Raw genomic sequence first — 16,858 nt, 5'->3', positions numbered from 1 at the left:
AATTTACTTTTTATATCCAAGGTAAACTAATACGTCGTCGCTTTTATCGTACTTGGAATTTGCATAAAGAATGGATACCTGCCCGGTTTTATCAAGAATAAATCCCATGCCGGCTTTTTCTGCTACCGCTTTAATAGCGTTGTAAACTTTGTCCTGTATTGGTTTTACAAGCTCCTGACGTTTTTTAAATAATTCGCCGTCAACTCCAAAACGTTGTTTTTGTAAATCTTTTACTTCTTTTTCGCGATTGATGATTTCGTTTTCGCGTTTCTTTTTCATTTCTTCAGTAAGAAGAATAGCGTCTGCCTGGTATGCTTTATAAAGTTTATCTACTTCGGCATATTTAGCATCAATTTCTTTTTGCCATTGCACAGAGGTTTTGTCGAGCTCGCTCTGAGCTGCTTTGTATTCGGGAATCTGGCTCAGAATATAATCGGTATCGACGTACCCGAATTTTGCGGCGCTACCTTGCGAGTTAGCAAGCAAAGTGCCAAGTAAAAATGCAAGTGTTACTAGAAATTTCTTTGTCATAATTTTATCGTTTTTAAAATTAAACATAAAACGTGCCAATGTAAAATTTATCCGTGAATTAACATTTTTTCTAAAGTTCTCCTAATGTTCCACCGATAGTGAAGTGAAACTGGCCTTTGCCATTGCCATTGCCGGAATCTGTGTTGCCTGTTGGATTATCAAAGCCCCATCCATAATCAACACCTAACAAGCCAAACATTGGTAAGAATACTCTTAAACCCACACCGGCACTACGTTTTACATTGAAAGGATTAAACTGCTTGAAGCTACCCCAACTGTTCCCTGCTTCTGCAAAGCCAAGTACAAATATGGTTGCAGATGGATTTAAACTCACCGGGTAACGCAATTCCATTGTGTAACGACCTACAATCGGATCTCCGTATTGAGAGGAAATGGTGTTGTCTTTGTACCCGCGCAAACCAATGATCTCACGCGCTACGAAGTTTTGGAAGCCACTGATACCGCTTCCTCCCATATAAAAACGTTCGAATGGCGAATAGCCGGTTTTTTTGTTGTAATACCCTAAAAATCCGTATCCGATTTTTGTACGGAGCACCAGGTTGCGTGCCTCCGATCCTTCTGCTGCTTTTTTATTTGTAAGCTGTGTAAACCATTCTGCAGTGATCTTGTACTTTTGATACTCAATGTATTTATAGCGTTGAGCGTCTGTCATTGGCTGTGAATAATCTTTTTTATCGAAAGAAGAATAAGGCGGAGTAAACTGTCCACTTAGCACAAAGTTAGAGCCCGACTTAGGATAGATGGGAGCATCAATAGAGTTTCTTGAAATATTAATCCCTAAGTTAAGATCGTTAGCATACCCCGTTTTGAAAACGAATGAACTATAATTGATTAATTCATAGTAGTTGTAGTTCAAATTGGTGTACATGTTAAAGAAATTATCAGGCCATTTTAACCTGCGGCCTAACCCGATAGAACCTCCGATGATGCTCATGCTTGAGCGGTTCGGGTTAATAGATTTAACGCCATCTGTTTTAATGTATTTTTTTTCTGCTGTATTATTAAATAAAGAGTGGAAAGCGGAAACCGTTAATGAGTTCCTTTTTCTACCACCTAACCAGGGTTCGGTAAAAGAGAAATTATACGATTGGTAATAAACACCATTGGTCTGAGCACGAATGCTTAATCTTTGGCCATCACCTGCTGGTAAAGGTCTCCAGGCTTCTTTCCTGAAAATATTTTTAGTAGAAAAGTTATTAAAAGTAACACCGAGTGTGCCAATAATACCCAAGCCACGTGCTGATGAACCGGTATTGTATTGTGAACGACCGCCCCAACCGCCACTCAACTCGATCTGATCACTTGGTTTTTCTTCCACAATATACTCTATATCTACTGTTCCATCTACCGGGTTGGGCGTAGGTTTTACATCCATTTTTTCAGGATCAAAATAACCTAATTGTGCTAACTCGCGGTTAGTTCTGATAATATCACTACGACGAAACAACTGCCCCGGCTTGGTCATAATCTCACGGTAAATAACGTGATCGTTCGTTTTGTCGTTCCCTTTAATAGTAACTTTATTAATGATGGCCTGTTTACCTTCAAACATCATAATGTCAAAATCAATCGTATCATTATGAATATTACTTTCCTGTTCATGCACCTGGAAAAATAAATAACCATCATCCAGGTAGAGGCTCGAAATGTCAAACCCTGTTGGATTCATGAATAACTTTTGTTCGAGTTTACTCTGGTCATAAACATCACCGGCATGAATGTTTAAAACCGTATCCAATTGCCCGCTTCTGTATTTTGTATTTCCAAACCATTTAAAGTCTCCGAAATAATATTTATTACCTTCTGCAATATAAATATCAACATTTACCCGATTATCACTCGTGAAATAAACTGTATCTCTCACCACTCGCGCATCGCGGTAACCTTTCGAATTATATTTTGCCGCAATCGCCGGAAGGTCTTTTTGAAGGTTTTCTTCTAAATATTTTCCTGAATTAAAAGGATTGTACCATCTGAATTGTTTTGTGTCTTCAAGGTTATTGCGAAGCTTCCAAGATTTAACCACAGTGTTACCAATAAAATTTACTTTGCCAATTCGCACTTTTCTTCCCTTGGTAACTTTAATGGTAAGAGTTGTGTGAGGGATTTTAGTTCCTGTATCCTTAACCTGGGTAATATCCACTTTATTAAAGTAATATCCTTTTGCTAAATAGTGATCTCTAACGGTATTTTTCACCGTTCCAATTAAATAATCAGTCACCACACGCTCTTTCACTAAACGGAGTTTGCCGCGAAGCTCATCTGCATCACTCTTTTTTACGTTTCCTTTAAAACTGAATTTTGATAAACGCGGCCGTTCAACCACTTTAATAATCAGAAAAAGTTGTTTGCCTTCAATCTTATCCTGTAAAATTTGTACGTCTTCAAATAAACCTTGTTTCCAAAGTTTTTTGATGGCATCAGAAATCTTATCTCCGGGAATTGTTATTTCCTCTCCTTCGGTAAGACCTGACAAGAGACTAATAACATTTCTGTCTGTAAAATCAGCGCCCTCAATTTTTATAGCTCCAAGCGTGTACTTCTTTTTGTTTCTTGCGGCTTCCATAAACAGCGTATCATTCTGTTGTGCCGCGATCTGCAAGGAGATAACTAAAAGAAAAATTAATTTATAGAACCTTTTAGTCATAATTAGTTGTTGGTTATTTGTTCGCTTGTCTTTCCAAAACGACGTTCGCGGTTTTGATAGGAAAGAATAGCCTTAAAGAATTCGTCTTTTCTAAAATCCGGCCACAGCACTTCTGTAAAATAAAATTCAGCGTAGGCAAGTTGCCAAAGTAAAAAATTACTAATGCGGCTTTCTCCACTGGTTCTTATCATTAATTCGGGATCAGGAAAGTTTTTGGTATTCAGGTTATCATCAATTAAACGAGAATTGATATCGCTTACTTTGATTTCGCCTTTTTCGATTTTGGCTGCTATTTTTTTTACTGCGTCGGTTATTTCCCATTTGCTGGAGTAACTTAAAGCCAATATCAAAGTAACCCTTTCGTTCTTTGCTGTAAGATCCATCGATTCTTTAAGTTCGTTCTGACAAGAAACAGGCAGGCTATCTGTATCACCAATTACCTGCAGTCTCACGCCCTTTTCATGAAGATTGGGTGTTTCCATGCTAATTGTAGAAACCAATAATTCCATTAAAGCATCTACTTCCTCTTTCGGACGATTCCAGTTTTCTGTGCTAAAAGCGTAAAGTGTCAAAAATTTCACGCCAATTTCTCCGCAAGCCTCTACAATTTCGCGTACTGAGTTTACTCCTTCGTAATGACCAAAAACACGATCTTCCCCTTGTTGTTTTGCCCAACGTCCGTTTCCATCCATGATGATGGCTACATGTTTAGGAACGTTATTTTTATTAATAGATGCTTTTAAATCCATGTGTGAAAATGGGTGGGCAAAGATAGTAAAATAGTAAAAATCAGCTAATTAAATTCCAGTTTTTTACAATTTTAACAATGATGGCATACCACTGGTGATAAGACGCCCGGCCTTGCAAAAAAGTTACAAAGTGATCAAAAATAAATTATTTAGAAGCAAACTGTTATCAGGCATCTTCCCCAACCATGGTCTACACCCCCTTTAAATTCGGGAGTTATGTATACTTTGGTATATTCCAGCTGGAAATTTTTATAAGCCATTACGATACCAGCTGATAAATCGGCTACTCCCCGGGTTATAGAGCTGGCAGGTAATTGGTAAATGTTACCGGAATTTGTGAGCCCCCCCTGCAAAGTGGCATTGTACACTACGAAACGTCCGTTAGCCTTTGCTACACCATAGAGTTTAAAGCTGTTCTTTCTTTTTGCAGAGGTTTTCTCCAGGCCCAGGTTGTCGAAGTAAGGACTAAAAATTCCGAAACGGAAATTTAATCCCATACCAAAATCTGTGTATAATGTTCCCAGCCTGGCGTTAAGAGAAACCATAGCCTCCCTGTTTTTTTTCAACGATAAACCGCGCTCAGCCTTTACATTGTAGTTAATGATATAGTCTGTTGAGAGCTGATTTTCCCAACCCAATGGCTGTATATTGTCCAGGGCTTTGTGAATGCCTTTTTGTTCTTCTTCCCCTAATGCTTCAGGACCGAGAATACCAAGGTCGAGCTGCGTACGGAGAAGTAATTTTTTGGAAGAATTAATGGAAGTCAAAGAATGGGATATGTAGAAAATTGCCGTGAAAGGCCTCTCCCCGTAATACACAGAGCCACCCTTATACCGAATACTTTTAGGCGTAAATACATCTTGTTTGGCATGAAAGCCATAGTAGTTTAACGCTCTCTTATTTAGTTTTATCAAGGCATAAGAAAAGGGTGAATATCTTACAATGGGATGAATAAAGGTTAGTTGGATTCCCTGAGTATAATACCTGTCAGTGGCACTGAAAAAATCATTGTCGTAATTAAAGCCGAAATAATTTTCGAGAACAGGTTTGCTCAGCGAATCGTTTTGCGAAAAAGATCTTAAAGACATTAAAAATACAAGCACGAAAAAATAGTTCACCTTCATACATGCACTTACGTTGAAATAGCGAAGATGGTTTAAGAAAAGAGCATTAAATCCTGGCAAAGCGTCTCATTTCTTTACCCTCTACAATAATCTTTTCTTCAAACATAGCAAGCGGCCGCACCCATAAATTCTCGCCCTCTGGTTGGTAAGTTGCTTTGTAAACCACAAGCGCTTCCAGTGTCTCGCTGTGCCTCGCAACACCTATTACTTCGTAAATCTGACCTTTGTAATGTTTGTATAATCCTACTGATACATTTTCCATCTTCGCTTTTACATTTTAACTAGCTCGTATGATCCGTCACAATAACCCACTTACCATCTATTTTTTTCCAAAGAAGTGTAAAATACCCACCCGCCTGTTTCTTTTTTTGCAGCTCCCAACTCCCGATAACATAAATACTTGTTGGAGAAAGCTGCGTACATTCTTTAATTTCAAATTTCAATATGCCCATCGCTGTTTTATCCGGATAACTTTTTATATAGTTGTCGAGCGTTTGTTGCCAACCGTAAGTTATGCCTTTGCTACCAATAAATTTGAGACTATCACTTTTCCAGTAATAGTTCATAAAGCCCGGAATATCGCCTTTATTCCAGCTCTCCTCTTGCTTTTTCATACACTTTAATACGTCGGCTGTATTGTTTTGTGCAGAGGTCGTTCTAACAAAAAATAAACACAGGATTAAAACTATTCTTAGCATTTGATCTAATTTGTAACTACTATTTTATAATTCGTAGTTTGATTTGTTTTTTTGTCTTTAATAAAATAAATTCCGGTAGGCAAGTTTTGAATCACCACTTTTCTTTCATTTTTAGCAGAAAGTTCCAATTCCTGTATTAATTGACCTAGTTCGTTGCTGATCACTAATTTGATGTCAGTATCTGAAGATACTGTAAATTGCCCGCTATTTGGATTTGGATAAATATTAAGTTTTGCCTGACCCATTTCGACTTCATCCACTCCCGTGCATTTGCTTACTGTAATACTCAACGTTTTTGTCGCCAGGCAACCATTACTTGACTTGCTGCTCACTGTATAAACGATAGTTGCTGTTGTTGTAGGGTTGGCGCTAATGGTACTAGAATTCGAGCTCGTATTCCAGGTGTAAGTTGTGCCACCGCTTACCGTATAAGTGCGATTTTCCTTCAGGCACATACTTGTTTTTCCTGCTATAGATAAGGAGGGTCCTGCGATAAGAGAAACAGTAGTGCTACCGGCACTCACGGGCACAGCTCCAGGACAATAACAAGGCGCCATTTTATAGGTGATAGTATAGTTTCCTGCCGTTGATAACGATGGCGTTATTTGTCCCGTGACTGGATTTAAACTTAATCCGGGTGATGCGCTAAAAGTACCGCCAGTTAAGAACCCAGTAGCCAGATTCGGTAGTTGGTTGGGGTTGCTGGTACATAAAGGCGGATATGAAAAATGTTGGGGACCAAGGTTATTTGTAAACTTGGCAACATACAAATCTTCAGAACCCATAAAAGCTTGCGTATACGTAGAGCTTGACGGATATACCAGGGGATAGGTAGAAGGATTAACAACACCATTCCATTCCCCACTAAAAAAAACATTACCGAACGCATCAGCGGCCAGAGTCGTTCTAAAACTATTACCATCGCCACAAAAATACGAACTCCACATAAGATCGCCATTGTTTGAAAAGCGCGCCAGATAAACAGCCAGGTTGCTTGTGCTTAACGAAGTGTCAAGGGTATGGTCATACATGCCGCCATCACACGCCTGCACAAAAGGCAGATTGCGTGACAGCGTAGTAATTCCTAAAAAAACATTTCCACAAGTATCAATAGTAATATTGTCGTTCTCGGAATTGGTATCATCTCTGCTTCCGCCGATGTAAGTCGCCCATTTCCTTGTTAAAGTACTGTCAAACTTAACTATAAAAACATCATTAACGCTACCGGTATTAGCAGCTTGAAAATAGGTGCCGGCATTTTGCAAAGGAAAATTGGTGGATGATGTATACCCTGTAATAAAAACGTTAGCGTATTTATCAGTGGCTAAACTCGTGCCGTAATCGGAACCATTACTTCCCCCATAGTAGGTACCATACTGTAAACTTCCTGTATTACTAAACCTTATTAAATAAGCATCGGTACCTCCCGATAGAGTGCCTTGATAAAAGGAAGATCCACCCGGATTATTAAGTGGAATTAAAGTGTTGGTAAATCCTGTAATATAAACACGTCCGTTTACATCAGTTGCCGCGACAGGATTCCAATCCATCCCTTTTAGATAAGTTGCCCACAGGCGGCTGCCGGTATTATCAAACTTTACGATAAAGCCACTATGCATACCCGCAAGACTGGATTCAAAATAAGTAGAGGCGTTTTGAGTAGGGAAGTCTGTTGAATAAGTAGATCCCACAAGAAAAACATTGCCACTTTGATCTGTAGCAACACTGCTTGCTTCGTCCCCACCACTTCCACCATAATAAGTTCCCCAAACATAATTTCCAAGGTTATCGAATTTAGATATAAAAGCTTCGTCCGAACCTGCCAAACCTGATTGAAAATAAGTATTGTTATTCACTGTTGGAAAAGCAGTATATTGAGTACTGCCGCACACATAAACATTTCCTGATTTATCGGTTGCCAGGTAGGTAACCCTTGCGGGACCAAAAAAAGTAGACCATAACAAGGTTCCAGTGTTATTAAATTTCACAAGAAATCCACTAGAAGTTCCTGGAGTTGCTTGAAAATAGGTGCCCATACTCAAAAGTGGAAAATCGGTGCTACCTAAGTAACCGCATAAAAATACGTTGCCTGACGGATCAGTATCAATGCACAAAGTTCCTTCGTTACTGGTGCCTCCATAAAACGTAGACCATACCAATTGCGGATCAATGATTAATGTAGTACTGGAGTAATTTGTCTCCCCCAAATCAAAGCCCAAAGAAGTTTCATACATACCACCCTTCTTTTGAGAAGAGATGAGTTTAAATTTACTTTCAATGTTTTTTTCAGAGTCTTTAATATAACTGTAGGGCGCTTTTTCTTCAATCGTACCCAAACTTGTAGGTATAAGCAAGTTACCCTTGGTATCAATACTTAAGCTTCTTTTTGACTTATACACTAATTGTATGTTCTTAGGATCTGCTCCAGGGTGCACGATAAAATCATATTTAAACCCACTTGCACTTGAGTTATACAGCACCCAATCAATTCCCGGATACACGTTCTTAATAGTAATTTTTCTATATTTTTTTACATGATTAATTACGTTATCCTTCGCCAGAAGAAAATTAAAATATGCTATTCCGGTATCTTCCTTAAGAATGTTCTCACTCAAAATAGTCGCTCCTGCTAAGTCTAAGTCGAGGCGTTCATAAGAAATTTTTTCTTCTTCTCGCTCTTCTTTTTTCGCCTCCCCTTTTCTTTTTTCTTTGTGCTTTTCTTCCTCGTATTTTAGAAATACGTAAGACAAACCTGTTTTGGTAATATAAAGATCGAGTCCAGGTGCTTCTGCTTTAAATAAAACATTGGTAGCAGGTTTATCATCCGTATTCATGATCTGCCCTTTGTTTTCAAGAAATTCGACGTTTTGATGTTTAAGCCATCCAGAACTTTCTGCCAGTGAAACTTCTTCTGGTTTAGGTTTTTCTTGAGTGATATGTTTTAAATTCTTGTCTTTATAGGCATAAATGTTAGTGCTGTGCATTAAAATAAATACCAAACAAATGGTTAAAAAAACTTTAACCGAATTAGGGGATGTGGCCTTTTTTTTCATGAGTTGTTTTTTGCGTTAAAATAAATAGTAACTGAAGTACTTAAGAATTGTCGCTCCAAATCTAAACTGTTTTTTGCCTTACTCAAAAGTTTAATTTTCAGAAAGCACCAAATTATTATTGGCCTCAGCCCCTATTATTAACATATGTGCACGTAAATTCAAAATTAAATTTTAAGGATGAATTGTAGGTTTAATTAAAATGTGATACCTTTGGTCTTCGTTCTTTAATACACTTATTAAGAAAAGCTGAGGGATACGCCCTTTGAAGCTTTACCAACCCTTACAGGGGTTTCTTATTTTTTTGTTTCCTGTTTCTGGTTTTAAACCTCAAATAAGAAACCAAAAATCAGAAACTCTAAAAGAAGGTGGGAATTCGTTCTCGTTCTGATTTATCAGCGTGAGAGAAAATAAGTCGGAGCACATTAGTCAACATTTAAAAACAATATACACTAATCCCTTCCGATAAAAACGGAAGGGATTTTTTATTTTATATATGAATACTATACAACAAGAATTAGAAAAACGCGTATTGGTAATTGATGGTGCAATGGGCAGCATGATTCAACAATACAAACTCACTGAAAAAGATTTCCGTGGGAAACGTTTTAGTGATTGGCCTAAGGACCTGCAGGGGAATAACGATTTATTGTCGATTACACAACCGCAAATCATAAAGACCATTCATAAGGAATATTTAAAAGCAGGTGCCGATATTATTGAAACCAATACATTCAGCGATACTTCAATTGCTATGGCTGATTACGGCATGGAAGAGCTTGTATATGAACTAAATTACGAGTCTGCTAAGATTGCGAAAGAAGCAATAGCTGAATTCAGAAAAGAATTTCCTGAATTTGCTTCCATTCCAAAATTCGTTGCCGGAGCAATTGGTCCTACAAACCGTACATTATCTTTATCTCCGAACGTAAACGATCCTGGATTCAGAGCCATTACTTTTGATGAGCTTTCAGATGCTTATACTGAACAAGTGCGCGGACTTATTGATGGCGGAGCCGACCTGCTTTTGATCGAAACCATTTTTGACACTCTGAATGCAAAAGCAGCTTTGTATGCTATTCAGAATTATTGTCAGAAAATTGATAGAAAAATGCCCGTGATGGTTTCGGGTACTATTACAGATGCCAGTGGCAGAACGCTCTCCGGACAAACTACAGAAGCTTTTTTAAATTCTGTTTCTCACGTTGATTTATTGAGCGTGGGTTTGAATTGTGCCCTTGGAGCTAAAGATATGCGTCCTTATTTAGAAGAACTTTCTTCTAAAGCCCCGTTTTATGTGAGCGCTTATCCCAATGCCGGTTTACCGAACCAGTTTGGCGAATACGACCAGGACGCCCATGAGATGGGGCACCAGATAGAAGATTTTCTGGAAGCCGGGTTTTTAAATATTGTGGGCGGGTGCTGCGGAACCACTCCTTCGCATATTAAGCGTATTGCTGAATTAGCTAAAGATGCCAAGCCTCGAAAAAAACCTCAACCTGATACTTTAATGCACTTAAGTGGGTTAGAACCTTATACATTAACTCCGGAAAGTAACTTCTTAAATGTTGGTGAGCGCACAAATGTAACTGGATCTAAAAAATTCTTGCGTTTAATTAAAGAAGGAAATTATGAAGAAGCTTTATCTATTGCCAAAGACCAGGTAGATGGGGGGGCGCAGGTAATTGACGTGAATATGGATGAGGGAATGTTAGATAGCGAAGCTGCCATGACAACCTTCTTAAATTTGATTGCGTCTGAACCAGATATTTCACGCGTTCCAATAATGATCGACTCTTCTAAATGGAGTGTGATTGAGGCAGGATTAAAATGTGTGCAGGGAAAAGCGATCGTAAATTCAATCTCGTTAAAAGAAGGAGAAGAAAAATTTATAGAACAAGCTCAGAAAATAAAACAATATGGCGCGGCTGTTATTGTGATGGCTTTTGATGAAGTTGGGCAAGCAGATACTTTAGAAAGAAGAAAAGAAATTTGTAAACGCGCGTATGACGTGCTTGTGGATAAAGTAAAGTTTCCGCCACAGGATATTATTTTTGACCCGAATATCTTTCCTGTAGCTACCGGAATGGAAGAGCACCGCTTAAACGCGCTTGACTTTTTTAATTCCACCAAATGGATCAAAGAAAATTTACCACACGCAAAAGTAAGTGGGGGCGTGAGTAACGTTTCTTTTTCTTTCCGTGGAAATGATCATGTGCGTGAAGCAATTCATGGAGCGTTTTTATACCATGCCGTAAAAGCCGGTATGGATATGGGAATTGTAAATCCCGCACAATTACAGGTTTACGACGATATTGATAAAACACTTTTAGAACTGGTAGAAGATGTTTTATTAAACCGCAGAGATGATGCTACTGAACGTTTGGTTGAACATGCCGAATCTTTAAAAGGAATTACCAAAGAAAAAACAGAGAAGGATGAAGAGTGGCGCAAAGGCACAGTAGAATCTCGCCTGAGTCACGCATTGGTGAAAGGCCTGGTAGAACATATTGATGCCGATACTGAAGAAGCACGCCAAAAACTGGGTCGCCCTTTACATGTTATTGAAGGTCCTTTAATGGATGGAATGAACATTGTGGGAGATCTTTTCGGACAAGGAAAGATGTTTTTACCTCAGGTTGTAAAAAGCGCACGTGTGATGAAAAAAGCAGTTGCTTATTTAGAACCTTATCTTTTGAAAGAAAAAGAAGATAATGCCAAAGCGGGAATTGTAGGCGATGGCAGAACAAATGCCGGTAAAATTCTAATGGCCACTGTAAAAGGCGACGTGCATGATATTGGAAAAAATATTGTGGGTGTTGTACTCGCATGTAATAACTACGAAATTATTGACCTTGGTGTAATGGTTTCCGCCGATAAAATTCTGGAAGAAGCTAAAAAACACAATGTTGATATTATTGGTCTGAGTGGCTTGATAACTCCTTCGTTAGACGAAATGGTACATGTAGCAAAAGAAATGGAGCGTTTAGGATTTAAAACGCCCTTATTAATCGGCGGTGCTACCACTTCTAAAGTGCACACTGCCGTTAAGATCGCACAAAATTATTCTGGCCCGGTTGTTCACGTTAACGACGCCAGTAAATCTGTGCCTGTTGCCAGCAGCCTAATTTCTAAAGAACTAAGAGATGCCTTCATGGCCGATGTAACTAAAGATTATATCCGCGTTCGTGAACAAAATAAAAATGCGCAATCGCAAAATAAGTTTATTTCTATGTCGGAAGCCCGACAAAACAAATTTCCTATTGATTGGGAAAAAACCGAGATCACTAAACCAACCTTTTTTGGAAATAAAGTGTTTAGCGATTACGACTTAAAAGAAATCTCTGAATACATCGACTGGACACCGTTTTTCCATAGTTGGGAAATGAAGGGTTCTTATCCAAAAATTCTAAAAGATCCTACGCGTGGCGCCGAAGCTCAAAAATTATTCGACGACGCCCAAGCGATGCTCAAAAAAATAATTGATGAAAAATGGCTCAGAGCAAATGCTGTGATTGGAATTTATCCGGCAAGCACCGTTAACGATGACGACATAGAAGTGATCTACGAAAATGGAAAAGTAACCAAACATACTTTCCATTCTATCCGTCAACAAACAAAAAAACCGGCTGGACAATACAATATTGCTCTTGCCGATTTTATTAAACCTAAGGCCCTTCTCGACTCCGCTCGAAGTGACAATCAAATGACAGACTACATCGGCGCTTTTGCTGCCACAACGGGTATTGGTATCGATGAGCATGTAGCGCGTTTTGAAAAAGATCATGATGACTACAGTGCCATTATGCTGAAAGCTATTGCTGACAGGCTAGCGGAAGCCTTTACAGAATTACTTCATAAAAAGGTGCGTAAAGAGTATTGGGGATATGCCAGCAACGAAACCTTTACCAACGAAGAACTTATTAAGGAAGAATATGCAGGAATTCGCCCGGCACCTGGATATCCCGCACAACCCGATCATACTGAAAAACTGACCATCTGGAAATTACTGGATGTAGAAAAAAACACGGGAATCATCCTGACAGATAGTTTAGCCATGGTGCCCACAGCAGCTGTAAGTGGCCTGTATTTTGGACATCCGCAAGCGCATTATTTCGGAATCGGAAAAATCACTAAAGAGCAAGTCGAAGACTACGCTCAACGTAAGAATATGAAGTTTGAAGAAGCCGAAAAATGGCTGGGTCCTGCTTTAGGGTATTGATGTATATTAATCAGTTCTTAACCTTTCAAGTCGATAGCAAGCAGCTTTTAAACCTTTTTAAACAAAGTTCAGGATTTTCATTTCTAAGCGTATCTTTGCGCTTTATTTACAAAAAATGGATAATTCAAAAACGATTAAAAGCGCATTAGTTTCGGTTTATTACAAAGATAATTTAGAACCGATCATTAAAAAACTGCACTCCCTTGGTGTAAAATTATATAGCACTGGAGGAACCCTTTCGTTTATTGAAAAATTGAATATCCCTGTAACGGCGGTAGATTCGGTAACAACTTACCCCGAGATTTTTGGGGGTCGTGTAAAAACTTTGCACCCCGCTATTTTTGGGGGGATTTTAAATCGCCGGGATAACGCGTCTGATAAAAAAGAAAAAGAACAACATAATATTCCAGATATTGACCTTGTAATAGTAGACCTCTATCCTTTCGAGGAAACTGTTGCAGCGAAAGCTTCTGAAGAAGATACTATAGAGAAAATTGACATTGGAGGGATTTCATTAATTCGCGCGGCAGCCAAAAACTTTAACGATGTTGTTATTGTGTCTTCTCGTAATGATTACTCAGAACTTCTGAATTTATTAGAAAGTAAAAACGGAACATCTGCTCTTGCAGACCGCAAGCGTTTTGCTGCTAAAGCTTTTGCAACGTCTTCACATTACGACACGGCCATTTTCAATTATTTTAATACCAGCGAAAATATTCCTGAATTCAAACAAAGCGTTCAAAAAAGTCAGGTTTTACGCTATGGAGAAAATCCTCACCAAAAAGGAACTTTTTACGGAGACCTAGATGCCCTTTTTACAAAACTAAACGGCAAAGAGTTATCGTATAACAACTTGTTAGATGTAGATGCAGCAGTAAATCTTATTGGTGATTTTACAGAACCTACTTTTGCGATTTTAAAACATAACAATGCATGTGGTGTTGCTTCGAGAGAAACTATCGCGCAGGCCTACAAAGATGCCCTGGCGGGCGATCCTACCTCAGCATTTGGCGGAGTATTAATTGCTAACAGAACTATTGACATGGCAACGGCTACAGAAGTAAATAAACTGTTCTGTGAAGTCATTATTGCACCCGGATATGACCAAGACGCCTTAACTTTATTAAAATCCAAAGCCAACAGAATTATACTCATTCAAAATAAAGTAGAGTTTAGTAAAAATTCTTTCCGCACGCTATTAAATGGCGTAATTGAACAGGATAAAGATTTAAAAATTGAAACAGAAGCAGATCTAAAACCGGCTACCAATTTGTCCCCGTCTGCCAGCGAGATTAAAGATTTATTGTTCGCTAACAAACTCGTAAAACATACAAAATCAAATACCATTGTTTTTGCAAAAAACGGACAATTGATAGCAAGTGGCACCGGTCAAACCTCACGCGTGGATGCTTTAAAACAAGCCATTGTAAAAGCGAACACTTTTGGTTTCGATTTAAATGGAGCGGTTATGGCGAGCGATGCCTTTTTTCCTTTTCCTGATTGTGTAGAGATTGCCCATGATGCAGGCATCAGGGCGGTTATTCAGCCTGGTGGTTCAATTAAAGATAAAGAAAGCATCGACTATTGCAATGCTCATGGCATGAGCATGGTGATGACGGGTGTGAGACACTTTAAACACTAGTCCTTACGGGCAGGTAATTTATAGAAATGTGGAGACTCGTTAAGAAATCCGCTTTAAATTAATATCCTTTGGAGGACTTATCACCATTGGGAATTTTTCAACCTTTACAGAGCTGCTATCCAAACCAAATGCTTTTGCTTCGCTTAAACTAAAGCGTTTTAAGGTGAAATAAACATTAAGAATTAACTTTTCAAAAAGCGGTAAATCGTTTTCGTAAGAAAGAAATTTTTCAAGTACAACGAATTTAAAATCTCCTATGACATTATTCTTGTTAAGCGATTCGTAACGACTGGTAATATCCACTTCTCCGTTTTTTACCAGATCAGCAACCACTTTACGGAACATAAGATTAACGCGTGGAGCTATGCGGAAACCGATTCTAAAGTCAACACGAATAATATCTTCGTTTGCGATATGTGTTACCTTATAATCCATGCGGTAAGGCTCGTCCATTACATCCACGTGTACAAACCAATAGATATCGGCTTTCTTAGGACGTTTCTGCAAAATAGAATAAATAATTTTCGATTCAATTTCATTCGGATTGTTTGCACTTGTCATGTAAATTAAGTGCGTGGCGTATTTCTGAATACTTGGGTCGGTACTTAGATCCACAAGCATTGGTTTGTAATTGTCAAGCGGCACAAGATCGATATACCGGCGTCTGATCAGTTTTGCCATATACCAGCAACCCATCACGGCAGCAAGGAACAACGCTATACACAAAGTTACGTACCCGCCTTTCGGGAATTTTTCAAGTAAGGCAATTAAAAACGTTCCTTCAATAACAATGTAGGTTGGAATAAAAATATAGAGAAATAATTTAGGATATTTTTTAAGCCGCATAAAGAAAGCAAGCAAACGCGACGACATAATCATTCCAAGAATAATAGTTAGGCCGTAAGCCGCTTCCATGTTTTTTGCTTCTTTAAAGTACAATACAATAAACACACAGCCAAAATACAGCAACCAGTTAATAGAACTGATGTACATCTGTCCCTTTAACTCTGTAGGATATTTTATTTTTACTTTAGGCCAGAAATTTAAACGCATGGCCTCGTTAATGAGCGTAAATGATCCGCTTATTAAAGCTTGCGACGCTACAACGGTGGCAATTGTAGCAATTCCAATCCCTACAGGTAAAAACCAATCCGGCATAATAGAATAAAACGGATTGGCTCCCTCTAACTTCTGCCCGTCTTTTGAAACCAACCATGCTGTTTGCCCCATGTAATTTAGAAGAAGCATTGTTTTTACAAACACCCAGCTCATACGAATATTGTTTCTGCCACAATGCCCCATATCTGAATAAAGAGCTTCGGCTCCGGTAGTGCAAAGAAAAACTGCTCCTAGCAACCAAAATCCGCCCGGATGATTGATAAGCATATTAATGCCGTAATAGGGATTAAAAGCTTTAAGCACCGTTAGGTCCTTCATCAAACCATTCACTCCAACAATTCCCAAAGTCAGGAACCATACCAGCATTACAGGTCCGAAAAATTTACCAATGAATTTTGTTCCGAATTGTTGAATGAAAAATAAGCCGGTTATAATCGCAATCACAATAGGAATAGTGTGGATTTCGCTAAAACGTGGAATTAATTTTAAACCTTCTACAGCTGAGGCTACTGAAATTGGCGGTGTGATGATCCCTTCGCCAAGAATGCAACATCCTCCAATAATTGCCGGAAAGATCAGCCATTTTCTTTTTGCCTTTTTAATAAGAGCGTACAAAGAAAAAATACCTCCTTCACCTTTATTATCTGCCCTCAAGGTAAAAATAACGTACTTAATGGTTGTTTGAAACGTAAGAGTCCATATTACAAGCGACATAGCGCCAATAATAACACTGGCATCAATGGCTTTTTCGCCAACCACCGCACTCATAACATAGAGGGGAGAGGTGCCAATGTCACCGTAAATAATTCCAAGTGTAACAAGTAAACTGCCGAAGGTGATCTTATTGATGTGGCCGTGAAGCTGGTGTCCCATGAGGGGTTTTAATTAAACGGGGCAAAATTACTACAAAATCACATACCCCCTGCAATAATCGCACAATAATTTAGCTTTAACTAAAGGGCGTTTTCTTTGCGTTAAATAAGCTAAAAAACATCATTATAGCTGATTTTTTTAATAAATTTAGTACTGTTATAACTAACTATAAACTTTTAAAT

At 38.6% G+C, this 16,858-nt stretch carries 10 protein-coding genes and 1 riboswitch; of the genes, 2 read left to right on the top strand and 8 right to left on the bottom strand.

Annotation, left to right across the window (positions count from 1 at the left end; translation table 11 throughout):
• Positions 1-3: 3 nt before the first annotated feature.
• The 7 genes from CNR22_10440 to CNR22_10410 form a co-directional block, all read right to left on the bottom strand.
• Positions 4-531: a hypothetical protein gene (locus CNR22_10440; GenBank protein ID PBQ34871.1), complete on the bottom strand. Its 528-nt coding sequence runs from the start codon at positions 529-531 to the stop codon at positions 4-6.
• A 70-nt stretch (positions 532-601) separates the two neighbouring features.
• Positions 602-3,199 (bottom strand): outer membrane protein assembly factor BamA, encoded by a 2,598-nt coding sequence (gene bamA / locus CNR22_10435; protein PBQ32173.1) that lies wholly within the window; start codon positions 3,197-3,199, stop codon positions 602-604.
• A gap of 2 nt (positions 3,200-3,201) precedes the next feature.
• The gene (locus CNR22_10430; GenBank protein PBQ32172.1) at positions 3,202-3,948 is read right to left on the bottom strand and encodes an isoprenyl transferase; all 747 of its coding nucleotides are present in this window, start codon (positions 3,946-3,948) and stop codon (positions 3,202-3,204) included.
• A 149-nt stretch (positions 3,949-4,097) separates the two neighbouring features.
• Complete coding sequence (locus tag CNR22_10425; protein ID PBQ32171.1) at positions 4,098-5,072, bottom strand: hypothetical protein; 975 nt, start codon at positions 5,070-5,072, stop codon at positions 4,098-4,100.
• Positions 5,073-5,118: 46 nt separating this feature from the next.
• Positions 5,119-5,334, bottom strand: a complete 216-nt coding sequence (locus CNR22_10420) for a hypothetical protein (protein ID PBQ32170.1) — start codon at positions 5,332-5,334, stop codon at positions 5,119-5,121.
• A 19-nt stretch (positions 5,335-5,353) separates the two neighbouring features.
• Positions 5,354-5,770, bottom strand: a complete 417-nt coding sequence (locus CNR22_10415) for a DUF4440 domain-containing protein (GenBank protein ID PBQ32169.1) — start codon at positions 5,768-5,770, stop codon at positions 5,354-5,356.
• Positions 5,771-5,775: 5 nt separating this feature from the next.
• On the bottom strand, positions 5,776-8,823 hold the full coding sequence (locus CNR22_10410) for a hypothetical protein (protein PBQ32168.1): 3,048 nt from the start codon (positions 8,821-8,823) through the stop codon (positions 5,776-5,778).
• A 230-nt stretch (positions 8,824-9,053) separates the two neighbouring features.
• Positions 9,054-9,237: riboswitch (SAM riboswitch) on the top strand.
• 79 nt (positions 9,238-9,316) lie between these two features.
• On the opposite strand from CNR22_10410, the gene CNR22_10405 reads away from it, so the two are divergent.
• Both CNR22_10405 and CNR22_10400 read left to right on the top strand, forming a co-directional pair.
• Entirely contained in the window at positions 9,317-13,042 is a 3,726-nt protein-coding gene (locus tag CNR22_10405) for a methionine synthase (GenBank protein PBQ32167.1), read from the top strand.
• A 115-nt stretch (positions 13,043-13,157) separates the two neighbouring features.
• Entirely contained in the window at positions 13,158-14,684 is a 1,527-nt protein-coding gene (locus CNR22_10400; protein PBQ32166.1) for a bifunctional phosphoribosylaminoimidazolecarboxamide formyltransferase/inosine monophosphate cyclohydrolase, read from the top strand.
• Positions 14,685-14,723: 39 nt separating this feature from the next.
• On the opposite strand, the gene CNR22_10395 is transcribed toward CNR22_10400, so the two are convergent.
• Positions 14,724-16,676 carry a potassium transporter Kup gene (locus CNR22_10395; GenBank protein ID PBQ32165.1) on the bottom strand — a complete coding sequence of 651 codons (1,953 nt, stop codon included), beginning with the start codon at positions 16,674-16,676 and terminating at the stop codon, positions 14,724-14,726.
• Between the last annotated feature and the right edge of the window lie 182 nt (positions 16,677-16,858).

Source organism: Sphingobacteriaceae bacterium (assembly GCA_002319075.1).
In the GTDB taxonomy this organism is placed as follows: domain Bacteria; phylum Bacteroidota; class Bacteroidia; order B-17B0; family Aurantibacillaceae; genus Aurantibacillus.
The sequence above is the reverse complement of the archived record's forward strand: the minus strand, read 5'-3'. Positions and strand labels throughout refer to the sequence as shown.